Below are 26,128 nucleotides of genomic sequence, written 5' to 3'. Positions count from 1 at the left end.
GCAGGCGCCGGTTCGTCGGCGCACTGGCGTCAGGGGCCGCCGCGGCGGCGCTGCCCGCCTGTGACGACGCGCCCGCGCCGGCGTCCCCGACGAATCCGGCGGTCCCCGAGTCGAGCGCGAGTCCGTCCCGCGAGGCCCGGCGCCCGTCCGGCCCGCGCCCGCTCTACCTCGGCACCTACACCTCCGCCGAGGGCGGCGGCAAGGGCATCGGGCTGGCCGTGTACGACGCGGCGACGGGCCGGATCACCGGCACCGGCACGCTCACCGGCGTCGACGACCCGTCGTACCTCGCGATCCACCCGGACCGCCACACGCTGTACGCGGTGAACGAGCGCGAGGAAGGCGCCGTGACGGCCGTCCGGCTGTCCGACCGGAAGGTCCTGGGCAGCCGGAGCACCGGCGGCGCGGCCCCCTGCCATCTGTCGGTGCATCCGGGCGGGCGCTGGCTGTTCAGCGCGGACTACGGCTCGGGCAGCGTGGCGGTGCATCCGATCGGCGCCTCGGGCGCCCTCGGCGAGCGGACCGACCTCGTCCGGCACACCCGTCCGGCGCCGGGGCCGGGCCAGGAGGGTCCGCACGCCCACCAGATCTTCACCAGCCCCGACGGCGGGCACATCCTCGCCGTGGACCTGGGCACGGACACCGTCTACACCTACCGGCTCGACGAGAAGGCCGGCACGCTCACCGAGGTCGCGCAGGCCCGCACCCGGCCGGGCGCGGGCCCACGACACCTGACGTTCCATCCGGGCGGCCGGTACGCCTACCTCGCCAACGAGGTCGACAACACGGTGGCGGTCTGCTCGTACGACCCCGCCTCCGGCCGCGTCACGGTCGGCGAGGCGCAGTCCACGGGCACCGGTCCGGGCACCAACTACCCGGCGCAGATCCTGGTGACCCCGAACGGCCGGTACGCCTTTCTCGCCAACCGCGGCGACAACAGCCTCACGCGCTACGCCGTCGAGGCGGACGGCGCCCGGCTCAGGTTGCTGGACACCGTGCCGGTGGGCGGGGACTTCCCGCGCCAGATCGCCTTCTCGCCGGAGGGCACGCTGCTGTTCGCGGCGAACCAGAAGTCCGGCACCGTGACCGTCTTCCGCGTGGACGGGACGAGCGGCGCGCTGCGGCGCGCCGGTGAACCGTTTCCGTCACCGGTCGCCGTCTGTGCGCTGCCACTGTAGGGCCCGCGGGCAGGACGCGGCGGTCGCCTGGCTGAGCAGGACGTGCATGCGCTCGGTGAGCTGCGAGACGTCGTCAGCGGGTGTGTGGAACGCCAGTCGTACGTCGCCGTGGGAGCGGGCGCGTTCGATCCTCAGGGTCAGTCCGTGCCGGTCGACGGCGAGGGGCTGGACGCGGACCGCGCCGTGCAGGCTGTCGGAGCCGACGAGGCGGGTGAGGCGCTCGACCGCGTCCGCGTGGCAGTCGGCGAGGTGCGTGAGCAGCCGGGCCTCGGCCGTGGTGAGCGGGTCGGGCGTCGCGGCGGCGAAGTCGTCGAGGTCGACGACCACGGCCCCGGAGGGCTGCCGCAGCACCACGCGCGTGGCCCGGAAGGCAAGCCGGTCCTCCTCGACGGTGAACCAGCCCGCGAGCCACAGCCGGGCGCGGATCCGGTCGCGCACGGGGACGGGGGCCACGTCGGCGAACTCCAGCACCGCGGACGGCTCGCCGCGGGGCGCGCAGATCGCGGCCGCGAGCAGGCCGCTGTCCCCGGGCACGTCCACCATCACCCGGCCGTCCTCGGTCACCGTGTGCGCGCCGACCAGCTCCTCCCGCGTGCCCTCCGCGGTCACCGAGCAGGACCACGCGGCGGCGAGCACCGAGCGCGCCCGCTCCGCCGCGGCAGGGGCCGCCGTCCAGCTGTGGCTGCCGTCACCCATCCCAGACCTCCTTAGGTAAGCCTTGCCTAACTTACCGAAGATCGGGGCGTGAGCCAACCACGTCACGTGATCTTTACGAGGCCTTTCAGGGAGTGAGCACGCCCAGCAGGGCGCGGGCACACAGCTCGCGCACCTGATCCCGGCTCAACTCCGTGCCGCGCAGCCACTCCAGACAGACGGACGTGGTGAACGCCAGCCAGCCGCGCACGGCCAGCCGCACCTCCGGCCGCCCTTGGCAGGCCGGGCCGAATTCCGGGTCCTCGGCGAGCGCCGCCAGGATCTGCCGCTCCTGCGCGCCCAGAGCCCGCTGGTAGACCCGCCGCACCGCCTGGTCCCCGGCCGCGTCGGCGCGGTGGAAGGCGCGGTAGCCATGGGCATGGGCCTGGACGTACTCCAGGAACGTGTCGAGGCCGCCCGCGAGCTGCTCACGCACCGGGACGCCGGGCACCGCCGCCGTCATGCGCAGCATCCGCTCGCTCTCGCGCTCGACGACCGCCGCGAAGAAGTCCCGCTTGGTCGGAAAGTAGTGGTACAGCAGCCCGCGCGACACGCCGGCGATCTCGGTGACCTGTTCGATCCACACGTCGTCGTACGGACTCTCCGAGAACAGCCGCGCACCGACGGCCAGAAGCTGCTCCCGGCGCTCCTCGGTGCTGAGCCGGCGGCGCGTGCGCCCACCCTGGTTCGCGGCCATGCCCGCACTTTACTTGACGCCGGTTCAACAACGGGACCAGACTGAACCGCGCTATTGAACCCGTGTACAACACGTGCGAACCCACCGCTGGATCAAGGGAGACAGCGTCATGACGGAGGCGCCGATACCGGACGGGCTGCCCAAGGGGTTCCGGGGTGCCGAGCTGGGCTGGCCGGAACTGGACCGCATTCCGCATCCGCCGTACCGGGTCCCGCTGCTCGGTGACGTGGTGGGCGTGAACCGGCGCACTCCCCTCCAGGACTCGCTGCGGTACGCCCGCCGACTGGGGCCGGTCTTCCGGCGGAAGGCCTTCGGCAAGGAGTTCGTGTTCGTGTGGGGCGCCCGGCACGCGGCCGACCTCGCGGACGAGTCGCGGTTCGCCAAGCACGTGGGCCTTGGCATCGCGAACCTGCGGCCGGTCGTCGGGGACGGCCTGTTCACGGCGTACAACCACGAGCCCAACTGGCAGCTGGCGCACGACGTGCTCGCCCCGGGGTTCAGCCGTGAGGCCATGGCCGGTTACCACCCGATGATGCTGGCCGTAGCGCGGCAGCTGACGGAGCACTGGGACCGGGCGGCGGCGAGGGAGAGGACGGTGGACGTGCCCGGCGACATGACCAAGCTGACGCTGGAGACGATCGCGCGCACCGGCTTCGGCCACGACTTCGGGTCGTTCGAGCGCTCCCGGCCGCATCCCTTCGTGACCGCGATGGTCGGCACGCTGACGTACGCGCAGCGGCTCAACACGGTGCCCTTCCCGCTGGCGCCGCTGCTGCTGCGGAGCGCGAGCCGCCGCAACGCCGCCGACATCGCCTACCTCAACCGCACGGTCGACGAGCTGGTCCGGGCCCGGCGCTCATCCGGCCGCGGGGACGGGGACCTGCTCGACCGGATGCTGGAGACGGACCATCCGGAGACCGGGGAGCGGCTGGAGCCGCGGAACGTCCGCCGTCAGGTCATCACCTTCCTCGTCGCCGGCCACGAGACGACGTCCGGCGCGCTCTCCTTCGCGCTGCACTACCTCTCCCGCCACCCCGAAGTCGCGGCCCGGGCGCGCGCCGAGGTGGACCGCGTCTGGGGCGACGCGGCGGAACCGGCCTACGAGCAGGTGGCCAGGCTGCGCTACGTCCGCCGGGTGCTGGACGAGTCGCTGCGGCTGTGGCCCACCGCGCCCGCCTTCGCCCGGGAGGCGCGGGAGGACACGGTGCTCGCCGGGGAGCACCCCATGCGGCGCGGGGCGTGGGCGCTGGTGCTGACGCCGATGCTGCACCGGGACCCCGAGGTGTGGGGCGCGGACGCCGAACGGTTCGACCCGGACCGCTTCGACGCGCCGGCCGTACGCTCCCGGGCCCCGCACACCTTCAAGCCGTTCGGGACCGGGGCGCGGGCCTGCATCGGGCGCCAGTTCGCCCTGCACGAGGCGACGTTGGTGCTCGGCCTGCTGCTGCGGCGCTACGAGATGCGGCCCGACCCGGCGTACCGGCTGCGGGTGACGGAACGGCTGACGCTGATGCCGGAGGGGCTGCGGCTGCATCCGGAGCGCCGGACACCGGTGCGGGAAGCGGCCTCAGACCTGCGCTGTCCAGTGCCCGGGGCGGGTGACTGAATCAGGCAGCCGGGTCCCGGCGCTCCCCCGGGCCGCGTTCAGCTGCGGCTGGGTGAGGAAGAACGCCCCGGTCAGGTCGGCGTCCGTGAAGTCCGCGTCGCGCAGGTCGGCACCGATCAGGTCCGCGCCCCGCAGGTCCGCGCCCGTGAGGTCGGCGGCGATGAGGTAGGCCCCGCGGAGATTGGCGCCGCGCAGGTCCGCACCCTTGAGGCGGGCGCCCATGAGGTCCGCGCCCCGGCGGTTCTTCTTACGGCCCTTGGTGCCGGCCCTGGCCAGCTCGCTCGTCCTCAGCAGCAGGACGTTGACCTCCTGGCGGTGCGCCGCCACGTCCAGCCCGGCGAGCTCCTCGGGAGTCAGCCCGGTCAGCTCCTCGGTCTTCTCCAGGGCCTTGCGCAGATCGGCGTGGACGGGACGGGCCGTGGACAGGGCGAGCGCCTCGGTCAGGTACCACAGCAGCTCGTGCAGCTGCCGGACGACCGGGAAGACGTCGAACATGCGGCGGGCGTGCTCCGGCGGTCCGGACCTCCAGTCCTGGCCGCCGAAGGTGATCTGCGAGACCTGCTGCCCGGCGCCGAAGCAGTCGTAGACCGTGCAGCCGGTGAACCCCTTCTGCCGCAACCGGGCGTGGATGCCGCAGCGGTGGTCGCTCTGAAGATTGCGGCAGGGTGTGCCGGCGTCCTTGTCGACCGCGAAGTCGGCCGAGGCCGCGAAGGGCAGGGCGACACAGCACAGTCCGAAGCACCGCTCGCAGTCGCCGCGCAGTTCCGCCCGCGCGGGCTTGTGATCTCGCATGACGTTCAGCATACGAAACGAAAAACTCACCGATGAGTTCGCGGCCCTGCGGGGGCCTCCTCATCCCAATTCGTCCGCGTCATCTGCCGAACAGTTCGAACGCCACCGCCGGTCTGCCTCCGAACCGCTCCCCGGTGGCCTCGGCGTGCTGGGTGAGGAAGCCGCGGACGTAGGTCTCCGGGTCCTCGTCGGTCAGGACCTCGATGTAGGTGCGGTGTTCCAGCAGTGAGCGCACCGCGCGTTCCATGCCGGGCGTCGCGTCGACCGCGTGCGTGGGGGTGCTGGAACCGGCGACGGCGACCCAGCGCACGCCGTCCCACGGTTCGAGGCCCTGCTCGGTGAGCTCCGGGAAGATCCACCGGTTGCCGGCGTCGCCGGCCGCGTCGAGCGTGGCCCGGCCGACGGCCACGTGGTCCGGGGTGTTCCAGGCGACACCGCCCCAGGTGTCCCGGTGGTTGAGCGTGATGACCAGCTCGGGCCGGTGCCGGCGGATCGCGGCGGCGATGTCGCGGCGCAGGGCGGTGCCGTACTCGATGACACCGTCCCTGTGGTCGAGGAACTCCACGACCGACACGCCGACCACCGCCGCGCTCGCCCGCTGCTCCCGCTCCCGCAGCGGCCCGCACCGCTCGGGCTCCAGGGTGTCGATGCCCGCCTCGCCCCGGGTCGCCAGCACATAGGCGACCTCGCGGCCCTCGTCGGTCCAGGCCGCGATCGCCGCCGAGCAGCCGTACTCGAGGTCGTCGGGGTGGGCCACGACCGCGAGGGCACGCCCCCAGTCGTCGGGCATGGGCTGGAGTTGAGTGGTCGTCATGTCGGCAGACTAATCCGCGCCACCGGCATCACCGCGCGTCCGGCACGGCATCACGCCTCGTTCCGCACGAGCGCCAGCAGCCGGTCGAGGACCCGCTGGCCGCCGGTGCGTACGCCGTCGTGCTCGAACTCGTCCGTGATCCAGGTGCGCAGGCCGCGGATCGTGCGGGCGGTCCGCAGGGAGTGGGCCGTGTCGACGTACATGTCGTCGTGGTAGACGGCGGCGACGACCGGGACGTCGTTCGCGGCGAGGCGGGCCGGGTCGTACAGGGTTGTCCAGTCGGTGCGGGCGGCGAGCAGGTCGGCGGTCTCGCGCAGGGGGCGCAGCGCCGGGTCGCAGTCGAACATCCAGGGGTGGATCGACTCGCCGGTGAACAGCAGCGGTTCGTCGCCCGCGAGCGCCTTCGCGGCGTCGAACTGCGGGAACTCGGCGCGGACCCGCTCGGCCGACCAGGCGGTGGGCCGGGCGTCCTGGCCGTAGATCGACTCGTGGACGAGGGCATACAGCGGGTGGCGGGCGTAGGACAGCATGCCCTGCGCCTGCTCCTGGAACGCGTCGGAGAGCGTGAAGCCCTGCGGGGTGCGGACGAAGGCGTTCTCGAGGAGGTAGTGGAGGCGGTGGGTGCCGTCGCCGGTGCCGAGGACGATGCCGAGGGACTGGAAGGCCTCGACGGTGAGCCGGTAGCCGTTCGGCAGGACCACGTCGTGGGTCAGGAGGTGGCCGGCGATCCGGCGGGCGCGTTCGGCGTCCTGCGGGTAACGCGCGTAGTGCGCGGTGACCTTGCGTTCGATGCGCGGGAAGGCGGCCCGGTAGACGTCGTCGGCGTGGGCGTCCAGGGAGGGCAGTCCGCCGGTGATCACGGCGGTGGCCAGGCCTTCGGGCGCGAGGGACAGGTAGGTGGTCAGGCAGAAGCCGCCGAAGCTCTGGCCGAGGACGGTCCAGGGGGCGCCGCCGGTGACCTGGGCGCGGATGGCCTCGCAGTCGCGGACGATCGAGTCGGCGCGGAACCGGGTGAGGTAGTCGGCCTGTTCGGCGGGGCCGCCGCGCAGCGGGAGCGTCTGCCGGTTGGCGGGCGTGCTGTGGCCGGTGCCGCGCTGGTCGAGGAGGAGCACGCGGTACTCCTTCAGCGCGCGGCCGAGCCAACCGGACCTGCCGACGGAGCGGTCCGCGCCGAAGCCGGGCCCGCCCTGGAGGTAGAGCAGCCACGGCAGGTCCTGGTGCGCCTTGTCGCTCGCGACGACCTCGCGGGCGTACAGCTCGATCGTCTCGCCCCCGGGGTGGTCGTGGTCGAGGGGGACGGTGAAGCGGCGGTCGGTGAGGACCACTCCGGGCTGGCGGTAGCTGAGGGTCAACAGGGCTCCCGGGACGGACGGGTGTTCGGACCGTGTCCCAGTTCATCACAGGAGACGTCCGCGAGTGAGCCCTTCGATCATGAAACCTTGCTGAACGGCGGTTCAGGTTCAGCGGGCGGACAGGCTGGAGCGGCGGACCACCAGCTCGGGCTGGAGCACGACCCGCCGGTGCTCGTGCGGCCGGGCCGGGCCCTCCTCCTCCGTCTCCTCCAGGAGCAGGTCGGCGGCCATGGCGCCCATGGTGACGGCGGGCTGGCGCACCGAGGTGAGCGGGACGGCCGCCGCGGCGGCGAACTCGATGTCGTCGTAGCCGACGATCGCGAGGTCGTCCGGGACGCCGACACCGGCCGCGTACATGGCCTGGAGGACGCCGAGCGCCAGCAGATCGTTGGCGCAGAACACGGCGGTCGGCCGGTCGGCGAGGCCGAGCAGGCGAGCGCCGGCGTCGCGGCCCGCGGCGACGTCCAGCCGTTCGGTGGGCAGCTCGCGCAGCGCGTCGGGGCCGAGCCCGGCCTCGGAGAGCGCTTCGAGGGCGCCCGTGCGCCGGTCCCGGACCTGGTTGAGGCCGGGCGGCCCGCTGACGTAGGCGAGGGAGCGGTGCCCGGCGTCGACGAGATGGCGTACGGCCAGGGCGCCGCCCGCGACGTCGTCGACGGAGACCGAGCACTCGGTGGTGCCCTCGGCGACCCGGTCGACCAGGACGAACGGGATGCCGTGCCGGCGGAACGCCTCGATGTTGCGGCCCGTGGCGTCGGCCGGGGTGAGCAGCACGCCGCGCACGCGCTGCTCGGCGAAGAGCGACAGGTACTCGGCCTCCTCGCCCGGGTTCTGGGCGCTGTTGCAGACCATCACGCCGAGTCCGGCCTGGCGTGCGGCGCGTTCGGCGCCGCGGGCCACGTCGACGAAGAAGGGGTTGCCCATGTCGAGGACGAGCAGCCCCATGATCCGGCTGCGGCCCGCGCGCAGCTGGCGCGCGGACTCGCTGCGGACGTAGCCGAGCCGGTCTATCGCGGACAGCACGCGGGCCCGGGTCTCGGTGGCGACCGTGTCCGGGCGGTTGATCACGTTCGAGACCGTGCCGACGGAGACTCCGGCGGCGCGGGCGACGTCCTTGATACCCACCGACTGGGCCATCGGGCGGGGACCTCCTGGTGAGATGAGGGGGGCGGCGGCCGGAGCGGCCTCACATTACCGGCATGCCGCCCCGGCGTCCGGCTTCGGTCAGGCGGGCAGGCGGAAGTCGATCACGCGCAGCGCCGAGGGCGTCGTACCGCTGGACTTCTCCTGGTACATGAAGGACAGCACCCCGTCCTGCGCGACGCGCATCTCGTCGATGACGACCTCGCCGAAGGCGTTGAGGCCACTGCCGTCGAACAGGATCCTCCAGTCGGTGTATCCGGAGGCCGCCGAGGCGCCGGCGATCCGCCCGAAGGGGAAGATCGCGTACGCGTTGTCGTACTTGTCCAGGATCAGCTTGGTGCGCTGGCTGGAGTTCAGCGGGACCGGGATCTCGGTCTTCTGCCAGGTGCCGGAGGCGTTCCTGCGGACGTGGAAGGCACGGCCGTTGCGCGTCCGGTCGGTGACGTAGTTGGTGGTGCACTGCCCGAAGCGGCCCGGGACGTAGGAGATGATCGCGTGCGGCCGGCCCGCGGAGTCGGTGAACTGGCTCTCCTGGTTCATCAGGGAGTGGTCCGGGTTGAGCGGGTCTACGACCAGCCCGGCGTCGTTCACGGACACCTTGTCGGAGCCGCCGGTGACGCCGACGACGGTGCCCGCGTTGTTGCGCCAGGTGCGGCCGCGGTCGTCGGAGTAGACGTAACCGGTGTCGTGGTTGGTGATGCCGCCGCTGCTGCACATCACGGCGCCGTTCTGCTCACGCCAGGTGAAGAACGAGTGCAGCCGGCCGCCCCGGTCGTAGTCGATCCCGTGCAGGTACATGTTGCGGGCGGTCGAGGAGCCGTGCTCGCTGCTGTACGTGCCCGTGGAGCTGGACCATTCGCCGAGGTTGGTCCACTTGGTGCCGTCGTACTCGGCGAGGGCGTTGCGGCCGTTGCCGGAGACGGCGACACGGTAGCTCAGCTGGAGCCTGCCCTCCGGCGTGGAGATGAACTGCGGGTAGGTGAACTGCGAGGTCAGCGCCAGGCCGTCCAGGGTGGACTGGGGTGCGCCGAAGCGGCTCGCGGTCCAGCTCAGCCCGGCGGGGTTGTCCATGAGCCCGGCGACCGACTTGACGTAGGTGAAGCCGTCGCTGTGGGAGTCCATGTTGAGGTGCAGCCGGCCGTCGACCTTGGAGACGCCCATGGAGATGACGTTGTGGGAGTCGTTGTAGCGCAGGGTGTGGCCGACCTTCACGGTGGACCAGGTACTGGCGCCGAGGGCGCGGCGGCCGACGACGGCGTTGCGGTCGGCTGTGTACCAGACGGCGTACTGGTAGCCCTTGTAGGTCAGCAGGCCGTTCTTCTGGAACGCGTTGTTGTTGACCAGGCCGTCGTACGACACGAAGAAGATGGCCTGGTTGTCGAGGGTCGTGGTGCCGGTCCGGGTGACGGCGGGGCCGGGGTCGGCGGCCCGCGCGGTGCCGGAGGCGAGGGCGGGGGTCACCACCGCACCCGCGAGGGCGGCGGCCAGCAATGTACGTCTGTGCATCTCATGAACTCCATCGTTCAGGCGAGGTGGAACACTTCCGTGAGCGGTTTCATGGCCTCGTCGGGCCGGGCGCCGTCCAGCGACTCGAAGAACGGCGCCATCTCCGCCTGCCAGCGGGCGTTGACGTCGGTGGCTTCCATTCCGGCCTGGGCGGCCGCGAAGTCCTCGGTCTCCAGGTAGCCGACGAGCAGTCCGTCCTCGCGCAGGAAGAGCGAGTAGTTGTGCCAGCCGGTGTCCGAGAGCGCCTGGAGCATCTCGGGCCACACGGCGGCGTGCCGCTCGCGGTACTCGTCGAGGCGGTCCGCCCGGACCTTCAGCAGGAAGCACACGCGCTGCATCAACAGCCCTTTCGGTGATCGGAGGACGCGGTGATCAGAAGTTGAACTGGTCGATGTTCTTGGCGTCGAACACGGTCGGCTTGCCGAGGCTGATCACACCGTCCTTGCCGATGGTGTACTCGCCCATGGAGCCGGCCTTGAAGGTCTCGCCCTCCTTGCCGGTGATCTGCCCGGAGGACAGGGCGACGGCGGTACGGGCGGCCAGCTCGCCGAGCTTCGCCGGGTCCCACAGCTCGAACGCCTCGACGGTGCCGTTCTTGACGTACTTGCGCATGTCGTTGGGGGTGCCGAGGCCGGTCAGCTTGACCTTGCCCTTGTACTTGGAGCCCGACAGGTACTGGGCGGCGGCCTTGATGCCGACGGTGGTCGGGGAGATGATCCCCTTCAGGTTCGGGTACTCCTGGAGCAGGCCCTGGGTCTGCTGGAAGGACTGCTGGGCGTCGTCGTTGCCGTACGCGGTCTTCACCAGCTTCATGTTCTTGTACTCGGGCTTCTTCAGCTCGTCCTTCATGAAGTCGATCCAGGTGTTCTGGTTCGTGGCGGTCTGCGCGGCGGACAGGATCGCGATCTCGCCCTTGTAGCCGATCTGCTTGGCGAGCAGCTGCACCTCGGTACGGCCCAGGTCCTCGGCGGAGGCCTGCGAGACGAAGGCGTTGCGGCAGTCGGGCGTGGTGTCGGAGTCGTAGGTGACGACCTTGATGCCGTTCTTCATGGCCTGCTTGAGCGCGGTGCACAGGGCGCCCGGGTCCTGCGCGGAGACGGCCATCGCGTCGACCTGCTGCTGGGTGAGCGTGTTGACGTAGGAGACCTGGCCGGAGGTGTCGGTGGCGCTGGAGGGACCGACCTCCTTGTAGCTGGAGCCGAGCTCCTTCAGCGCCTTCTCGCCGCCCTTGTCGGCGGAGGTGAAGTAGGGGTTGTTGACCTGCTTGGGCAGGAAGCCGACAGTCAGCCCCTTCTTCAGCTCGGCGTTCGGGTCGGCCTTCCCGGCCGCGGCGGCCGAACCGCCCTCGTTCTGCACGTCCTTCTTGGTGGTGCCACCACCGCAGGCGGTGAGCGCCAGGGCGAGAGAGGTGGCGGTGGCGAGCGCCGCGCAGCTGCGGCGGAGGGTTGACTTACGCATGACGATGGTCCTTTTTACGAGGAAGGGCTGGGTTACGAGGTGGGAGTCGAGGCGGCTCTACGGCCCGCCCTCGCTGTGGAGATCTGCCGTACGACCCGGGGGCCGAGCACGGACAGAACGAGCAGGACGCCGGTGACGACGATCTGGGACTGCGCGGAGACGTCCTGGAGGCTCATGACGTTCTGCAGCGCCCCCAGCAGGAACACCCCGGCGATGGCGCCGCCGAGCGTGCCCTTGCCACCGTCGAAGTCGATACCGCCGAGCAGTACGGCGGCCACGACGGACAGTTCGAGGCCGGTGGCGTTGTCGTAGCGGGCGCTGGCGTAGTGCAGCGCCCAGAAGATGCCGGTGAGCGATGCCATCAGGCCGGTCACCGTGAACAGGAGCAGCTTCTGCCGCTTGACCCGGATGCCGGCGAACCGCGCCGCCTCCTCACTCGCCCCGATCGCGAACAGCGACCGCCCGAACGGGGTGGCGTGCAGCGCGACCACGGCGATGGCGAGCAGGACGAGGAACGGCAGGAAGGCGTACGGGATGAACGTGTCGCCGATGCGCCCGGCCGCGAAGTCCAGGTACTGGGTGGGGAAGTCGGTCACCGCGTCGGAGCCGAGCACGATCTGCGCGATGCCCCGGTAGGCGGCCAGTGTGCCGATGGTGACGGCGAGGGACGGCAGCCCCAGCCGCGTCACCAGCAGGCCGTTGACCAGCCCGCACACCACACCCAGCAGCAGGCAGATCGGGATGATCGTCTCGATCGCCATGCCCTGGTTCCACAGGGCGCCCATCACGGCACCGGACAGGCCCGCCGTCGAGGCCACCGACAGGTCGATCTCGCCGGACACCACCAGCAGGGTCATCGGCAGAGCGATCAGCGCGATCGGCAGCGTGTTGCCGATCAGGAACGACAGGTTGAGCGCGTTGCCGAACCCGTCGACGAAGCCGAAGGAGAACAGCAGGACCACGATCAGCAGGGCGCCGACGACCGTGTCCCAGCGGACCGCTCGGCGCAGGGAGATGTCAGCCATGGCGGGCGTTCCTCTTCTTCAGGGCGGAGGCCACGCGCAGCGCGACGATCCGGTCGACCGCGATGGCGAGGATGAGCAGGATGCCGTTGATGGCGAGCACCCAGACGGAGCTGACGCCGAGGGCGGGCAGCACGCTGTTGATGGAGGTCAGCAGCAGCGCGCCGAGGGCCGCGCCGTAGACGCTGCCGGAGCCGCCCGTGAAGACGACGCCGCCGACCACGACCGCGCTGACGACGGTGAGTTCGTAGCCGTTGCCGGTGCCGGAGTCGACGTTGCCGAACCGCGCGAGGTACATCGCGCCGGCGAGTCCGGCGAGGGCGCCGCAGAAGGTGTACGCGGCGAGGATCCGCTTGCGCACGGGGATGCCGGCGAGGCGGGCGGCCTCGGGGTTGGAGCCCAGCGCGTACAGCTCGCGGCCGCTGGCGAAGTGCTTGAGGTAGTAGGCGGTGGCGATGAGGACCGCGAGGGCGATCAGCGCCAGGTACGGCACCGCCGAGATGCCGCCGGAGCCGAAGTCGACGAAACCGCCGGGCAGATCGGCCGCGGTGATCTGGCTGGAGCCGACCCAGATGGAGTCGATGCCGCGGATGATGTAGAGCGTGCCGAGGGTGACGACGAGCGCGGGCACCTGGCCGAGGCTGACGAGCAGGCCGTTGAGCAGTCCGAAGCCGATGCCGAGCAGGACGGCCAGCGCGATGGCTACGACCGGGTTGCCGCCGCCCTGGAGATAGGTTCCGGCGGCGAAGGCGCTGATGCCCAGCGTGGATCCGACGGACAGGTCGACGTTGCGGGTGATGACGACGAGGGACTGGCCGGTGGCGACGAGCACGAGGATCGTCGCGTTCAGCAGCAGGTCCTTGATGCCCTGTTCGGACAGGAACTGGCTGTTGCCGGCCTGGGTGACGGCGATCATCACCAGGAAGACGACGAGGATGGCGAGTTCGCGCATCTTGAAGACGCGGTCGACGAGGCGGGTGCCGCTCGACTTGGGCACGTCGGCCACGGGGGCCTCTTGGGGAGTGACGACCGTCATGCGGCGGCCCTCCCGGTGGCTGCGGCCATCACGGTTTCCTCGGTGGCGTCGGAGCGTGGGATCTCGGCGGTGAGCCGTCCCTCGTGCATGACCAGCACGCGGTCGGCCATGCCGAGGATCTCGGGCAGGTCGGAGGAGATCATCAGGACGGCCACGCCGTCGGCGGCCAGTTGCGACAGCAGCCGGTGCACCTCGGCCTTGGTGCCGACGTCGATGCCACGGGTCGGCTCGTCGACGATCAGCACCCTGGGGCCGGTGGCGAGCCACTTGGCGAGCACGACCTTCTGCTGGTTGCCGCCGGACAGGGTGTTCACGGTGTCGGCGATCCGGGCGTACTTGACCTGGAGCTTGACCGCCCAGTCGAGGGAGCGGCTGCGCTCGGCGCCGCGGTCCATCAGGCCCGCCTTCACGGTCGTGCGCAGCCCGGTGAGCCCGATGTTCCGCTCGATGGACATGTCCATCACCAGGCCCTGGGCGCGCCGGTCCTCGGGGACCAGGGCGAGTCCGGCGGACATCGCGGCGGAGGGGGCACCGTTGACGAGGGTCTTGCCGTCCACGGAGACCTCGCCCGCGTCCCAGCGGTCGATGCCGAACACGGCCCGGGCGACCTCCGTGCGCCCGGCGCCGACCAGCCCCGCGAGGCCGACGATCTCACCGCGCCGCACGTCGAAGGAGACGTCGGTGAACACGCCCTCGCGGGTCAGGCGGCGCACGCTCAGGGCGACCTCGCCCGGCTGGACGTCCTGCTTGGGGTACAGCTCGTCCAGGTCGCGGCCGACCATGCGGCGCACGAGGTCGTCCTCGGTCATGCCCGCCAGCGGCTCGCTGCCGACCCAGGCGCCGTCGCGCAGGGTGGTGACCCGCTGGCAGATCTCGAAGATCTCCTCCAGCCGGTGGGAGATGAACAGCACGGCGGCGCCCTGTTCGCGCAGGGTGCGTACGACGCCGAAGAGGCGGGCGACCTCGCTGCCGGTGAGCGCGGCGGTCGGCTCGTCCATGATCAGGACACGGGCGTCGAAGGAGAGGGCCTTGGCGATCTCGACGATCTGCTGGTCGGCGATGGACAGGCCGCGGGCGGGCCGGTCGGGGTCGAGTTCGACGCCGAGGCGCTCCATGAGGGCGGCGGTCGCGTTGTGCGTGGCCTTGTGGTCGATCCGGCCGAGGGCGCGCCGGGGCTGGCGGCCCATGTAGATGTTCTCGGCGATCGACAGGTCGGGGAAGAGCGTGGGCTCCTGGTAGATCACGGCGATGCCGGCGTCGCGGGCGTCGCCGGGGCCGTGGAAGGTGACGGGCGCACCGTCGAGCAGCACCTGGCCGGCGTCCGGCCGGTGCACTCCGGCGAGTGCCTTGATAAGGGTGGACTTGCCGGCACCGTTCTCACCGGCGAGCGCGTGCACCTCCCCGGGGAACAGCTCCAGGGAGACGTCCCGCAGTGCTCGGACCGCACCGAAGGACTTGGAGACGTCCTTCAGTGCCAGAACCGGGGCCGGACCCGTGGTGGACGGGTGGGTCATGGGGGCTCCTCGACGACGCCGGCGGGACGGCCCTCTCGGCGTCGTGAAAGGTTTCAACTGGGTTGCCGGGACGTTAGGCGGGTCGCGCATGTCACGTCAATGGGTTCCGGTCGAAAAAGTTTCGAAGGCAGAAGGTCACGCCCTGGTCACGGGAAACCGTGTTGGCCGGAGGGGTTGACACCCCTTCGGGGGGCCCATAACTTCGCGTCCTGAATCGTTTCATTCGGTGGTCGTTACGACCCGATGCCTCAGGAGCCCTGACGTGACCGAGCTCGCCGCGGTGAAGGCCGCTCTCAAGACCCAGGCAGTCGAGACGCCGTCGTGGGCGTACGGGAACTCGGGCACGCGCTTCAAGGTGTTCGCGCAAGCGGGTGTGCCGCGCAATCCGTACGAGAAGCTGGACGACGCGGCGAAGGTGCACGAGTTCACGGGGGTCGCCCCCACGGTCGCCCTGCACATTCCGTGGGACAAGGTCGACGACTACGCGGCGCTGGCGAAGCATGCCGAGCAGCGCGGGGTGAAGCTCGGGGCGATCAACTCCAACACGTTCCAGGAGGACGACTACAAGCTCGGGAGCATCTGCCACCCGGACGCGGCGGTGCGGCGCAAGGCCGTCGATCACCTGCTGGAGTGCGTCGACATCATGGACGCGACCGGTTCGACGGACCTGAAGCTGTGGTTCGCCGACGGGACGAACTATCCCGGGCAGGACGACATCCGGGCCCGGCAGGACCGGCTTGCCGAGGGGCTCGCGGAGGTCTACGGGCGGCTGGGCGACGGGCAGCGGATGCTGCTGGAGTACAAGTTCTTCGAGCCGGCCTTCTACTCGACCGATGTGCCGGACTGGGGCACGGCGTACGCCCACTGTCTGAAGCTCGGGCCGAAGGCTCAGGTCGTCGTCGACACCGGGCACCACGCGCCGGGGACCAACATCGAGTTCATCGTGGCGACGCTGCTGCGGGAGGGGAAGCTCGGCGGGTTCGACTTCAACTCGCGGTTCTACGCGGATGACGACCTGATGGTCGGGGCCGCGGATCCGTTCCAGCTGTTCCGGATCATGTACGAGGTCGTGCGGGGCGGCGGATTCTCGCCCGAGGTCGCGTTCATGCTCGACCAGTGCCACAACATCGAGGCGAAGATCCCGGCGATCATCCGTTCGGTGATGAATGTGCAGGAGGCCACGGCGAAGGCGTTGCTGGTCGACGGTGACGCGTTGGGCGCGGCGCAGCGGGCGGGGGATGTGCTGGAGGCCAATGCCGTGCTGATGGATGCGTACAACACGGATGTGCGGCCGTTGCTGCGGGAGGTGCGGGAGGAGATGGGGTTGGACCCCGACCCCATTGCGGCGTACCGGCGCTGTGGGTGGGGCGAGAAGATCGTTGCCGAGCGGGTCGGTGGGGAGCAGGCGGGGTGGGGTGCGTAAGCGTCTGCCGAGATCTGTCGTCTGTGGGGTGCGGGCCGTATGTGGTTGGTCGCGCAGTTCCCCGCGCCCCTGAGTGAATCACCCACCGTCCCTTGAGAGGAACACGTATCCATGGCAACCCATCCCGAAGCCGCCGCCCTCCTCGCCCGTTCCCACCGGCTCGGCTCTGATCCCCGTAACACCAACTACGCGGGAGGCAACGCCTCCGCCAAAGGCACCGAGACCGACCCCGTCACCGGCGGCGATGTCGAGCTCATGTGGGTCAAGGGGTCCGGCGGTGATCTCGGCACGCTCACCGAGGCGGGGCTGGCCGTGCTCCGGCTGGACCGGATGCGGGCGCTCGTCGATGTCTACCCGGGCGTGGAGCGCGAAGACGAGATGGTCGCCGCGTTCGACTACTGCCTGCACGGGAAGGGCGGTGCGGCGCCCTCCATCGACACCGCCATGCACGGGCTCGTCGAGGCGGCCCACGTCGATCACCTCCACCCGGACTCCGGTATCGCACTCGCCTGTGCCGCCGACGGGGAGAAGCTGACCGCCGAGTGTTTCGGGGACAGTGTCGTGTGGGTGCCGTGGCGGCGGCCCGGCTTCCAGCTGGGGCTGGACATCGCGGCCGTGAAGGCGGCCAATCCGCAGGCCATCGGGTGCATTCTCGGCGGTCACGGGATCACCGCCTGGGGTGACACCTCCGAGGAGTGCGAGCGGAACTCGCTGCACATCATCCGGACCGCGGAGAAGTTCCTCGCCGAGCGCGGCAAGGACGAGCCCTTCGGGCCGGTGATCGAGGGGTACGCCGCGCTGAGCGCCGGGGAGCGCCGGGAGCGGGCCGCCGCCCTCGCGCCGTACGTCCGTGCCCTCGCCTCCCAGGACCGGCCTCAGGTCGGGCACTTCAACGACTCCGAGGTGGTTCTCGACTTCCTCGCGAGCGCCGAGCATCCGCGGCTGGCCGCGCTGGGCACCTCCTGCCCGGACCACTTCCTGCGGACCAAGGTGCGGCCGCTGGTCCTCGACCTGCCGCCGACCGCTCCGCTCGACGAGGCCATCGCCCGGCTGAAGGAGCTGCACGCCGAGTACAGCGAGGAGTACGCCGCCTACTACCAGCGGCACGCCGAGCCCGACTCCCCCGCCATGCGCGGCGCCGACCCGGCGATCGTGCTGGTCCCGGGCGTGGGCATGTTCAGCTTCGGCAAGGACAAGCAGACCGCCCGGGTGGCCGGCGAGTTCTACGTCAACGCCATCAATGTGATGCGGGGCGCCGAGGCGGTCTCCACGTACGCGCCGATCGAGGAGTCGGAGAAGTTCCGTATCGAGTACTGGGCGCTGGAGGAGGCCAAGCTCCAGCGGATGCCGAAGCCCAAGGCGCTCGCGACGCGGGTCGCGCTGGTGACCGGTGCCGGCAGCGGCATCGGGAAGGCCATCGCGCACCGGCTGGCCGCCGAGGGCGCCTGTGTCGTCGTGGCCGATCTGAACGGTGAGAACGCGGCCGCGGTCGCCGAGGAGCTGGGCGGTCCGGACAAGGCCGTCGCCGTGACCGTGGACGTGACGTCCGAGCAGCAGATCGCCGAGGCGTTCCGGGCGGCCGTGCTGGCGTTCGGCGGTGTCGATCTCGTCGTCAACAACGCCGGTATCTCGATCTCCAAGCCGCTGCTGGAGACCTCAGCGAAGGACTGGGACCTCCAGCACGACATCATGGCGCGCGGGTCCTTCCTGGTGTCGCGGGAAGCGGCGCGGGTGATGATCGCCCAGGGACTGGGCGGCGACATCGTCTACATCGCCTCGAAGAACGCCGTGTTCGCCGGGCCCAACAACATCGCCTACTCGGCCACCAAGGCCGACCAGGCCCACCAGGTCCGGCTGCTCGCCGCCGAGCTGGGCGAGCACGGCATCCGCGTCAACGGGGTCAACCCCGACGGTGTCGTGCGCGGCTCCGGGATCTTCGCCGGTGGGTGGGGGGCCAAGCGGGCCGCCGTGTACGGGGTCGAGGAGGAGAAGCTCGGCGAGTTCTACGCCCAGCGGACCATCCTCAAGCGTGAGGTGCTGCCCGAGCATGTCGCGAACGCGGTCTTCGCCCTCACCGGGGGCGACCTGACCCACACCACCGGGCTGCACATCCCGGTCGACGCCGGCGTCGCGGCCGCCTTCCTGCGGTGAGCGCGGCCGTGAAGTCGTACGCCGCGGTCGACCTCGGCGCGTCCAGCGGGCGCGTCATGGTCGGCCGCGTCGGCCCCGACAGCCTGGAGCTGACCGAGGCGCACCGCTTCCCGAACCGGCCCGTGCGGGTGCCCGAGGGGTTGCGCTGGGACGTCCTGGGTCTGTACGCGGGAGTGCTGGACGGGTTGAAGGCGGCCGGGCAGGTCGACTCCGTCGGGATCGACAGCTGGGCCGTGGACTACGGGCTGCTCGACGCGGACGGGGCGCTCCTCGGCAATCCCGTGCACTACCGGGACTCCCGGACGGAGGGGGTCGCGGAGAAGGTGTGGGCGACCGTCCCGGCGGAGGAGCTCTACGCGGCGACCGGGTTGCAGTACGCGCCCTTCAACACCTTGTACCAGCTGACGGCGGCCCGGTCCTCGGCCCAGCTGTCCTGCGCCCGGCGGCTGCTGCTCGTCCCCGACCTCCTGACGTACTGGCTCACCGGCGAGCAGGGCACCGAGCTCACCAACGCCTCGACGACCCAGCTGATCGATCCCCGGACGCGCGACTGGTCGTACGACATCGCCTCGCGGCTGGGGATCGACCTGAGTCTGTTCGCGCCGCTGCGGCGGCCCGGTGATCCGGCGGGTGTGCTGCGGGACGCGGTGCTGGAGGAGACCGGGCTGACCGGCCCCGTGCCCGTGACGGCGGTCGGGTCGCACGACACCGCGTCGGCGGTGGCCGCCGTACCCGCCGGGCGTGAGCGGTTCGCGTACATCTGCACCGGCACCTGGTCCCTCGCCGGCCTGGAGCTGGACGCTCCGGTGCTGACCGAGGAGAGCCGGGCGGCCAACTTCACCAACGAGCTGGGGCTGGACGGCACCGTCCGGTACCTGCGCAACATCATGGGGCTGTGGCTGCTCCAGGAGTGCGTGCGGGCCTGGGGCGAGCCGGACCTGGGCGCGCTGCTGCTGGAGGCCTCCAAGGTGGAGGCGCTGCGGTCGGTCGTGGACGCGGGTGACGCGGCGTTTCTCGCGCCGGGGCGGATGCCGGAGCGGATCGCCGAGGCGTGCCGGGTCTCGGGGCAGCCCGTGCCCGAGTCGCCGGCCGAGGTGACGCGCTGCATCCTCGACTCCCTCGCCCTCGCCCACCGCAAGGCCGTGCAGGACGCGCAGCGGCTCGCCGGGCATCCGGTCGACGTGGTGCACGTGGTGGGCGGCGGTACGCGCAACGCGCTGCTGTGCCAGCTGACCGCCGACGCCTGCGGGCTGCCGGTGGTGGCGGGGCCGACGGAGGCGGCCGCCCTGGGGAACGTGCTCGTGCAGGCGCGGGCCCACGGTCTCGCCGGTGACCTTGCGGGGATGCGGCAGCTGCTCGTCCGTACGCAGCCGCTCACGCGGTACGAGCCGCGCGGCGGGACCGAGCGGTGGCGCGCCGCGCAGGACCGGCTCGCCGGGGACTGACGGGGCCTCCCCCGGGCCCCGTCCCCGGACTACGCTGCAACTCATCCGATGACCGACCACAAGGAGCCGCGATGCGTGTCGCCCTGTTCCTGACCTGCGTCAACGACACGCTGTATCCGGACACCGGGCGCGCCGTGGTGAAACTGCTGACCAGACTGGGCGTCGACGTCGACTTCCCGATGGCGCAGACCTGCTGCGGCCAGGCGCACTACAACACCGGATACCGTCACGAGGCCGAACCGCTCGCCCGGCACTTCTCCGATGTCTTCGGCGAGTACGAGGCGATCGTGACACCGTCCGGGTCGTGCGGGGCGATGGTGCGGGAGCTGTATCCGCGGATGGGCGAGCGAGCCCGGGCGGAGGGGCGCGGGGACACCCTCGCGGCCACGCTGGCGCCGGTGGTGCCGAAGACGTACGAGCTCACGGAGTTCATGGTCGACGTGCTGGGCGTGACGGACGTCGGGGCCTACTACCCGCACAAGGTGACCTACCACCCGACCTGCCACGGCCTGCGCGGCCTGGGCCTGGGCGACCGGCCCAGGCGGCTGCTCCAGGCCGTGAAGGGGCTGGAACTGGTCGAGCTGCCGGGGGCCGACGAGTGCTGCGGGTTCGGCGGCACCTTCGCGCTGAAGAACCCCGACGTCTCGGCGGCCATGGGCGCCGACAAGGTGCGCAACGCCGAGTCGACGGGCGCCGAGGTGCTGTGCGCGGCCGACAACTCGTGCCTGATGCACATCGGCGGGACGATGACCAGGCTGCGGACCGGCATGCGGCCGGTGCACATCGCGGAGATCCTGGCGAGCACGGAGGAGGAACCGGCCGTATGAGCGGGACGTTCGTCGGGATGCCGGCGTTTCCGGAGGCCGCGCGGGAGGCCGTGGGCAACAAGACCCTGCGCGGCAATCTGCGGCACGCCACGCACACCATCCGCGCCAAGCGGGAAAAGGCCGTGACGGAGGTGTCCGACTGGGCCGAGCTACGCGAGGCGGGCAAGCGGATCAAGGACCACACGCTGCGCCATCTCGACCGTTACCTCGAGCAGCTGGAGGAGGCGGTGACGGCGGCCGGCGGCATCGTCCACTGGGCCGCCGACGCGGCCGAGGCCAACGAGATCGTCACCCAGCTCGTGAAGATGACCGGCGAGTCGGAGGTCGTCAAGGTCAAGTCGATGGCCACACAGGAGATCGGACTCAACGAGGCACTTCAGGCCGAGGGCATCCGGGCCTACGAGACGGATCTCGCCGAGCTGATCGTGCAGTTGGGCAAGGACCGCCCCTCGCACATCCTCGTCCCGGCCATCCACCGCAACCGGGGCGAGATCCGCGACATCTTCTCCCGGGAGATGAGCGAGTGGGGCCGCCCGGCCCCCGAGGGCCTCACCGACACGCCCGCCGAACTCGCCGAGGCGGCCCGGCTGCACCTGCGGGAGAAGTTCCTGCGTGCCAAGGTCGGCATCTCCGGTGCCAACTTCATGGTCGCCGAGACGGGCACGCTGGTGGTCGTGGAGTCGGAGGGCAACGGCCGGATGTGCCTGACGCTGCCCGAGACGCTGATCTCGGTCGTCGGCATCGAGAAGATCGTGCCCACGTGGCGGGACCTGGAGGTGTTCCTCCAGACCCTCCCCCGCTCCTCGACGGCGGAGCGCATGAACCCGTACACGTCGACGTGGACCGGCACGACCGACGGGGACGGGCCGAGCACCTTCCATCTGGTGCTGCTGGACAACGGCCGCACCGACACCCTCGCCGACGAGGTCGGCCGGCAGGCGCTGCGCTGCATCCGCTGCTCGGCGTGTCTCAACGTGTGCCCGGTGTACGAGCGGGCCGGCGGCCACGCCTACGGCTCGGTGTACCCGGGCCCGATCGGCGCCATCCTCAGCCCCCAGCTGCGGGGCACGGGCAGTGAGATCGACGCCTCACTGCCGTACGCGTCCTCGCTGTGCGGCGCGTGCTACGAGGTGTGCCCGGTCGCCATCGACATCCCCGAGGTGCTGGTGCATCTGCGGGAGCGGGTGGTGCAGGGCGGGGAGGTCACCCGGGAGGGCAACAAGGTGGTGCTGCGGCCGGCGAAGGGGCATGCCGCCGAGCGGGCCGCGATGCGCGCGGCACGGTGGGCGTTCACGCACCCGGGCGCGCTGCGCACCGGCCAGCGCGCCGCCTCCCGGACCCGGCGCTTCCATCCTCGTACGCTGCCGGGGCCCGGGCGGGCCTGGAGCGGGACCCGGGATCTGCCGGCGGTGCCCTCCGAGCCGTTCCGGGACTGGTGGCAGCGGACGCGCGGCGGGAAGGGCGGGGCGGAGTGAACAGGGGCCAAGTGAACAGCAGGGAGCGGATCCTGGGCCGGGTGCGGCGCGCGCTGGCGGACGTGCCGCGGGACGACACGGCGTACGAGCAGGCGGTTTCGCGCGACTATGCGCGTGAGCACGGGGACCGGAGTGTCGAGGAGACCGTCGAACTGCTCGCCGAGAATCTGGCGGACTACCGGGCGATCGTGCACCGTACGGACACCGAGGGGCTGGCCGGGCTGATCACGGGGCTGCTGGAGAAGCGCGGATCGGCTTCGGTGCTGGTGCCGCCCGGGCTGGACGAGGGCTGGCTCTCGCAGACCGGTGTGACGCGGGTGGCGGACCGGGCGGAGAGCACGCCGCACGAACTCGACCGAGTGGACAGCGTGGTGACGGCCTGTGCGGTCGCGATCGCGGAGACCGGGACGATCGTGCTGGACGGCTCACCCGACCAGGGGCGGCGCCGGATCACTCTCGTCCCCGACCACCACATCTGTGTGGTGCGCGTCCCCGGCCAGGTCGTGTCGTCCGTGCCGCAGGGCCTCGAACGCCTCGACCCGGCACGCCCGTTGACGTGGATCTCCGGGCCGTCGGCGACCAGTGACATCGAGCTGGACCGGGTCGAGGGGGTGCACGGTCCGCGCACGCTGGAGGTGATCCTGGTGAGCGAGGACTGACCGGGCTCAGGGCAGGATCGAGTCGACGCAACCGCCGTCGACCCGCGGGGCACCGCCCGTGGCCGCCGAGGCCTGGTCGGAGGCGAGGCAGACGACCCGGTGTGATCAGGCGGTGGGGCGCCCTTCGCACGCGGCGGGCCGCAGGTGCGAAGGACGGCCGGGCTACTCCTTCTTGGCGTACTCCTTGGCCATGGTGCCCGCGAAGTCGTACACCACGCACTGCTCGTCGCCGACGACCCAGGCGTCGTGGCCGGGCGGGCAGACGAACACGTCGCCGGGTCCCACCTCGCCTTCCGCTCCGTCGTTCATGCGGATGCGCAGACGGCCCGAGACGACGTAGCCGTTGTGGTGGATCTGGCAGCTGTCGGTGCCCGCGATCGGCGCCACGGACTCGGACCAGCGCCAGCCGGGCTCGAAGGTCGCCACGGCGAAGTCGAGGTCCGTCATGTGGACGGCTTCGAGGTGGCCACGGGGGAAATCGCGCCGTTCGTCCGGCTTGTCGAGCGTCTTCACCTCAAGCATGACGCTCCTCCTCGGTGAGGGATGTGTTTCCATCGTCCGTCCGTCGAGCGGGCCACGCCATTCAGCGGGTGCCGGTGCCGCAGAGCCGGGCGAAGCGCTCGGCGTCGATGTTGCCGCCGGTGATGATGACGCCGACGCGGCGTGGGAGAGGGCCCGCGCGGCCGGTGAGCAGGGCGGCCAGCGGGGTGGCGCCGCTCGGCTCGATGACGATCTTCAGGCGTTCGAAGGCGAACCGCATCGCGTCCCGGATCTCGTCGTCGGTGACCAGGACGATGTCGTCGACGAGCCGCCGGTTGACGGAGAAGGTGAGTTCGCCGGGTGTGTGAAGGGCCTGTCCGTCGGCGATGGTGTGCGGCACCGGGATGCTGATGCGCCGGCCCGCCTCCAGTGAGCGCTTGGTGTCGTCCCCGGCCTCCGGTTCGACGCCGATCATCCGGATGTCCGGGTGCAGCCCCTTGGCCACCGTGGCACTGCCGGCCATGAGCCCGCCGCCACCGACCGGTGTCAGCAGCGCCCCCAGCTCCCCCGTCTCTTCGAGGAGCTCCAGTGCGGCCGTGCCCTGCCCGGCCATGATGTGCGGATGCTCGTACGGCGGAATGACGGTGAGACCCCGCTCGGCGGCCAGGGCCTCGGCGATGGCGACTCGGTCGCCGGTGTAGCGGTCGTAGGTGACGATCTCGGCGCCGTAGCCGGCGGTGGCCGCCCGCTTCGACGGCGGGGCGTCCTCCGGCATGACGATCAGGGCGGTGGTGCCGAGCTCGCGGGCGGCGAGGGCGACGGCCTGGGCGTGGTTGCCGGAGGAGTAGGTGGCGATCCCCCGGGAGAGCTGCTCGGGGGTGAGGCGGGAGACGGCGTTGTAGGCGCCGCGGAACTTGAAGGCGCCGACGCGCTGGAAGTTCTCGCACTTGAGGTGGATCTCGGCGCCGGCGAGTGCGTCCAGGGTGCGGGAGCGCAGGACGGGCGTGCGGTGGGCGACGCCCTGGAGCCGGGCGGCGGCGTCCCGGACGTCGTCGAGGGTGACCGGTGGGGTGGTGGTCGTCACGCTTGTCCTCCAGCGGAAGAGTCGGAAGCCGTGCTGTGGGCGGCCCGGGCCTGGGAGAGGTAGTTGTAGGCGGAGGCGCGGGAGATGCCGAGCCGGGCGGCGACCTGCTCGACCGCGCCGCGCACGGCGAAGACACCGCGCGCGTCCAGCCCGCCGAACAGCTCCAGGCGCTCCGCGCGGTCGAGCTCCGCCCAGCTGCCCCGCTGCCTCGACTGGTGGGCGTCGACGAGGGCGTCGACCACGGAGTCGATGTCGTTGCCGAAGGTGGTGGTCGGCAGCTCCGCGGGGGCCGCGCCGAGCCCGGCGAGGGCGCCGAGCAGGCTGTGGACCTGGCTGACGGCACTGACGTCCACGTTGACGCAGAGCGCGCCGAACACGGCTCCCGTGGAGTCCCGCAGCACCATCGTGGAGGACTTCACCATCGTCCCGTTGCGGGTACGGGTGACGTAGTTCAGTTCGTCGGCCGCCTCGTCCCCGTGGGCGAGGACGCGCATCCCGATCTCGCTCATCGCGCCTCCCACCGTCCGCCCGGTCACCGATCCGGCCACGGCGACGACCGACTTCTCCGGGTTCCGGTAGTCGTGCAGCACGACTTCGCAGACCGGTCCGAAGGTCGCGGCGATCCCGTCGACGACCGGTGTCAGCGCGGCGAGGATCGCGTCCCGTTCCGCGGTCAGAGTCTCTCCCATGGATTTAGACTACATGTCCAACGGTTGGACGACTAGTCCATTCCCTCCGTCAACAACTGGCAATGGTTTTCACATGACTTCGGCCAGAACTCGCTCTTGACATTCATTGCCATCTAGCGTGGCGCCTGCCTGACATCCCGTCTGCACATCCGTCATGGAGGAGCCATGCCCCTGTCCACGTCCCGCCGCCTGGCGCTGCTGACCGGCGCGTCACTGGCCCTTCTCGCGGGCTGCGGCAGCTCGTCGGACTCCGCCGACGCCGCGAGCGCCTCGGCCAAGGTGCCCGTGGTCGCCTCCACGAACGTCTACGGCGACATCGTGCGGAGCATCGGCGCCGACAAGGTCGACGTCACCTCGGTCATCAGCGACCCCGACCAGGACCCGCACTCCTACGAGGCCGACACGCAGAACCAGCTGGCCCTGTCCAAGGCGAAGGTCGTCGTCGAGAACGGCGGCGGCTACGACGACTTCGTCGACCGCATGCTGAAGAGCGGCCACAACGACTCCGCCCAGGTGATCAACGCGGTGCGGGTCTCCGGCAAGACCGCGCCGAAGGGCGGCGAGCTGAACGAGCACGTCTGGTACGACTTCCCCACCGTCGCCCGCGTCGCCGACCGCATATCCGCGGCCCTCGCCAAGGCCGACCCGGCCGACGCGGCCGCCTTCAGGAAGAACGCCACCGCCTTCAAGGCCGAGCTCACGCCATTGGAGGCGAAGGAGGCACGGATCATGAAGGAGCACGGCGGTGAGGCGGTGGCGATCACCGAGCCCGTGCCGCTGTACATGATCGAGGCGAGCGGCCTGGTGAACAGGACGCCCGCGGCGTTCAGCGAGGCGATCGAGGAGGGCGGCGACGTCTCCCCCCGGATCCTCCAGGAGAGTCTGGCCCTGTTCAGCGGCAGGAAGGTCAAGGCACTCGTCTACAACGAGCAGACCTCCGGTCCGCAGACCGAGAAGACCGAGGCGGCGGCCAAGACGGCCGGCGTCCCCGTCGTGCCCGTCACCGAGACCCTGCCGAAGGGCAAGGACTACCTCGGCTGGATGACCGCCAACGTCGACGCGCTCGCGAGCGCGCTGGCCAGGTGAC

Annotated in this window: 24 protein-coding genes and 1 pseudogene; 9 read left to right on the top strand and 16 right to left on the bottom strand. The window is 71.1% G+C overall.

Features of this window, described 5'->3' with window-relative positions:
* The coding region (locus tag AOQ53_RS02035; RefSeq protein ID WP_174523217.1) for a lactonase family protein at window positions 1–1,178 on the top strand (1,178 nt) is incomplete at its 5' end.
* Here the strand turns inward: AOQ53_RS02035 and AOQ53_RS02030 are convergent.
* Together AOQ53_RS02030 and AOQ53_RS02025 are read right to left on the bottom strand one after the other, a co-directional pair.
* Entirely contained in the window at window positions 1,146–1,874 is a 729-nt protein-coding gene (locus AOQ53_RS02030; protein WP_059414394.1) for a DUF2470 domain-containing protein, read from the bottom strand. The genes AOQ53_RS02035 and AOQ53_RS02030 overlap by 33 nt on opposite strands.
* Window positions 1,875–1,959: 85 nt before the next feature.
* Window positions 1,960–2,568, bottom strand: coding sequence for a TetR/AcrR family transcriptional regulator (locus AOQ53_RS02025; protein ID WP_059414392.1), 609 nt, complete (start codon window positions 2,566–2,568; stop codon window positions 1,960–1,962).
* Window positions 2,569–2,677: 109 nt separating this feature from the next.
* On the opposite strand from AOQ53_RS02025, the gene AOQ53_RS02020 reads away from it, so the two are divergent.
* On the top strand, window positions 2,678–4,174 hold the full coding sequence (locus tag AOQ53_RS02020; protein WP_059414389.1) for a cytochrome P450: 1,497 nt from the start codon (window positions 2,678–2,680) through the stop codon (window positions 4,172–4,174).
* On the opposite strand, the gene AOQ53_RS02015 is transcribed toward AOQ53_RS02020, so the two are convergent.
* The 10 genes from AOQ53_RS02015 to AOQ53_RS01970 form a co-directional block, all read right to left on the bottom strand.
* The gene (locus tag AOQ53_RS02015; RefSeq protein ID WP_059414387.1) at window positions 4,136–4,978 is read right to left on the bottom strand and encodes a pentapeptide repeat-containing protein; all 843 of its coding nucleotides are present in this window, start codon (window positions 4,976–4,978) and stop codon (window positions 4,136–4,138) included. The genes AOQ53_RS02020 and AOQ53_RS02015 overlap by 39 nt on opposite strands.
* Before the next feature lie 67 nt (window positions 4,979–5,045).
* Window positions 5,046–5,780 (bottom strand): PIG-L deacetylase family protein, encoded by a 735-nt coding sequence (locus AOQ53_RS02010; protein WP_059414385.1) that lies wholly within the window; start codon window positions 5,778–5,780, stop codon window positions 5,046–5,048.
* A 50-nt stretch (window positions 5,781–5,830) separates the two neighbouring features.
* Window positions 5,831–7,132 (bottom strand): alpha/beta fold hydrolase, encoded by a 1,302-nt coding sequence (locus AOQ53_RS02005; RefSeq protein WP_059414384.1) that lies wholly within the window; start codon window positions 7,130–7,132, stop codon window positions 5,831–5,833.
* Between the two features lie 108 nt (window positions 7,133–7,240).
* The gene (locus AOQ53_RS02000; protein WP_059414382.1) at window positions 7,241–8,266 is read right to left on the bottom strand and encodes a LacI family DNA-binding transcriptional regulator; all 1,026 of its coding nucleotides are present in this window, start codon (window positions 8,264–8,266) and stop codon (window positions 7,241–7,243) included.
* An 87-nt stretch (window positions 8,267–8,353) separates the two neighbouring features.
* Complete coding sequence (locus AOQ53_RS01995; RefSeq protein WP_059414380.1) at window positions 8,354–9,778, bottom strand: BNR repeat-containing protein; 1,425 nt, start codon at window positions 9,776–9,778, stop codon at window positions 8,354–8,356.
* Between the two features lie 17 nt (window positions 9,779–9,795).
* Window positions 9,796–10,116, bottom strand: coding sequence for an L-rhamnose mutarotase (locus tag AOQ53_RS01990; protein WP_059414378.1), 321 nt, complete (start codon window positions 10,114–10,116; stop codon window positions 9,796–9,798).
* A gap of 34 nt (window positions 10,117–10,150) precedes the next feature.
* Window positions 10,151–11,236 carry a rhamnose ABC transporter substrate-binding protein gene (gene rhaS, locus AOQ53_RS01985; RefSeq protein WP_059414376.1) on the bottom strand — a complete coding sequence of 362 codons (1,086 nt, stop codon included), beginning with the start codon at window positions 11,234–11,236 and terminating at the stop codon, window positions 10,151–10,153.
* A gap of 32 nt (window positions 11,237–11,268) precedes the next feature.
* A complete protein-coding gene (locus tag AOQ53_RS01980; RefSeq protein ID WP_059414374.1) occupies window positions 11,269–12,261 on the bottom strand; it encodes an ABC transporter permease in 993 nt (330 codons plus the stop codon).
* Window positions 12,254–13,294, bottom strand: coding sequence for an ABC transporter permease (locus tag AOQ53_RS01975; protein ID WP_059414372.1), 1,041 nt, complete (start codon window positions 13,292–13,294; stop codon window positions 12,254–12,256). Before AOQ53_RS01975 ends, AOQ53_RS01980 begins: the two co-directional genes overlap by 8 nt.
* Complete coding sequence (locus AOQ53_RS01970) at window positions 13,291–14,808, bottom strand: sugar ABC transporter ATP-binding protein (protein ID WP_059414370.1); 1,518 nt, start codon at window positions 14,806–14,808, stop codon at window positions 13,291–13,293. The genes AOQ53_RS01975 and AOQ53_RS01970 overlap by 4 nt, the downstream gene beginning before the upstream one ends.
* A 262-nt stretch (window positions 14,809–15,070) precedes the next feature.
* Here AOQ53_RS01970 and rhaI point away from each other — a divergent pair, with 262 nt between their 5' ends.
* From rhaI to AOQ53_RS01940, 6 genes are all read left to right on the top strand, one after another.
* Window positions 15,071–16,231, top strand: a complete 1,161-nt coding sequence (rhaI, locus tag AOQ53_RS01965) for an L-rhamnose isomerase (RefSeq protein WP_059414368.1) — start codon at window positions 15,071–15,073, stop codon at window positions 16,229–16,231.
* Window positions 16,232–16,342: 111 nt separating this feature from the next.
* A complete protein-coding gene (locus tag AOQ53_RS01960; protein WP_059414366.1) occupies window positions 16,343–18,382 on the top strand; it encodes a bifunctional rhamnulose-1-phosphate aldolase/short-chain dehydrogenase in 2,040 nt (679 codons plus the stop codon).
* Window positions 18,379–19,827: a rhamnulokinase gene (locus AOQ53_RS01955; RefSeq protein WP_059414365.1), complete on the top strand. Its 1,449-nt coding sequence runs from the start codon at window positions 18,379–18,381 to the stop codon at window positions 19,825–19,827. The genes AOQ53_RS01960 and AOQ53_RS01955 overlap by 4 nt, the downstream gene beginning before the upstream one ends.
* A 71-nt stretch (window positions 19,828–19,898) precedes the next feature.
* Entirely contained in the window at window positions 19,899–20,654 is a 756-nt protein-coding gene (locus AOQ53_RS01950) for a (Fe-S)-binding protein (RefSeq protein ID WP_059414362.1), read from the top strand.
* A complete protein-coding gene (locus AOQ53_RS01945; protein ID WP_059414360.1) occupies window positions 20,651–22,129 on the top strand; it encodes a LutB/LldF family L-lactate oxidation iron-sulfur protein in 1,479 nt (492 codons plus the stop codon). The genes AOQ53_RS01950 and AOQ53_RS01945 overlap by 4 nt, the downstream gene beginning before the upstream one ends.
* 11 nt (window positions 22,130–22,140) lie before the next feature.
* On the top strand, window positions 22,141–22,788 hold the full coding sequence (locus AOQ53_RS01940) for a LutC/YkgG family protein (protein ID WP_059414358.1): 648 nt from the start codon (window positions 22,141–22,143) through the stop codon (window positions 22,786–22,788).
* A gap of 6 nt (window positions 22,789–22,794) precedes the next feature.
* On the opposite strand, the pseudogene AOQ53_RS45655 reads toward AOQ53_RS01940, so the two are convergent.
* The 4 genes and pseudogenes from AOQ53_RS45655 to AOQ53_RS01925 all read right to left on the bottom strand — a co-directional run.
* Window positions 22,795–22,893, bottom strand: a pseudogene (locus AOQ53_RS45655) (oxidoreductase); the annotation flags it as partial.
* 57 nt (window positions 22,894–22,950) lie between these two features.
* Window positions 22,951–23,310 (bottom strand): cupin domain-containing protein, encoded by a 360-nt coding sequence (locus tag AOQ53_RS01935; protein WP_059414356.1) that lies wholly within the window; start codon window positions 23,308–23,310, stop codon window positions 22,951–22,953.
* 61 nt (window positions 23,311–23,371) lie between these two features.
* Window positions 23,372–24,352, bottom strand: a complete 981-nt coding sequence (locus AOQ53_RS01930; protein WP_059414354.1) for a pyridoxal-phosphate dependent enzyme — start codon at window positions 24,350–24,352, stop codon at window positions 23,372–23,374.
* Window positions 24,349–25,041 carry a helix-turn-helix transcriptional regulator gene (locus AOQ53_RS01925; protein WP_059414351.1) on the bottom strand — a complete coding sequence of 231 codons (693 nt, stop codon included), beginning with the start codon at window positions 25,039–25,041 and terminating at the stop codon, window positions 24,349–24,351. The genes AOQ53_RS01930 and AOQ53_RS01925 overlap by 4 nt, the downstream gene beginning before the upstream one ends.
* A 165-nt stretch (window positions 25,042–25,206) precedes the next feature.
* Between AOQ53_RS01925 and AOQ53_RS01920 the strand changes: the two genes are divergently transcribed.
* Window positions 25,207–26,127: a metal ABC transporter solute-binding protein, Zn/Mn family gene (locus AOQ53_RS01920; protein WP_059414349.1), complete on the top strand. Its 921-nt coding sequence runs from the start codon at window positions 25,207–25,209 to the stop codon at window positions 26,125–26,127.
* Window position 26,128 lies beyond the last annotated feature (1 nt).

The organism is Streptomyces azureus, assembly GCF_001270025.1.
In the GTDB taxonomy this organism is placed as follows: Bacteria; Actinomycetota; Actinomycetes; order Streptomycetales; family Streptomycetaceae; genus Streptomyces; species Streptomyces azureus.
Note: the sequence above shows the minus strand (reverse complement) of the source record. Positions and strands in the feature narration are given on the sequence as shown.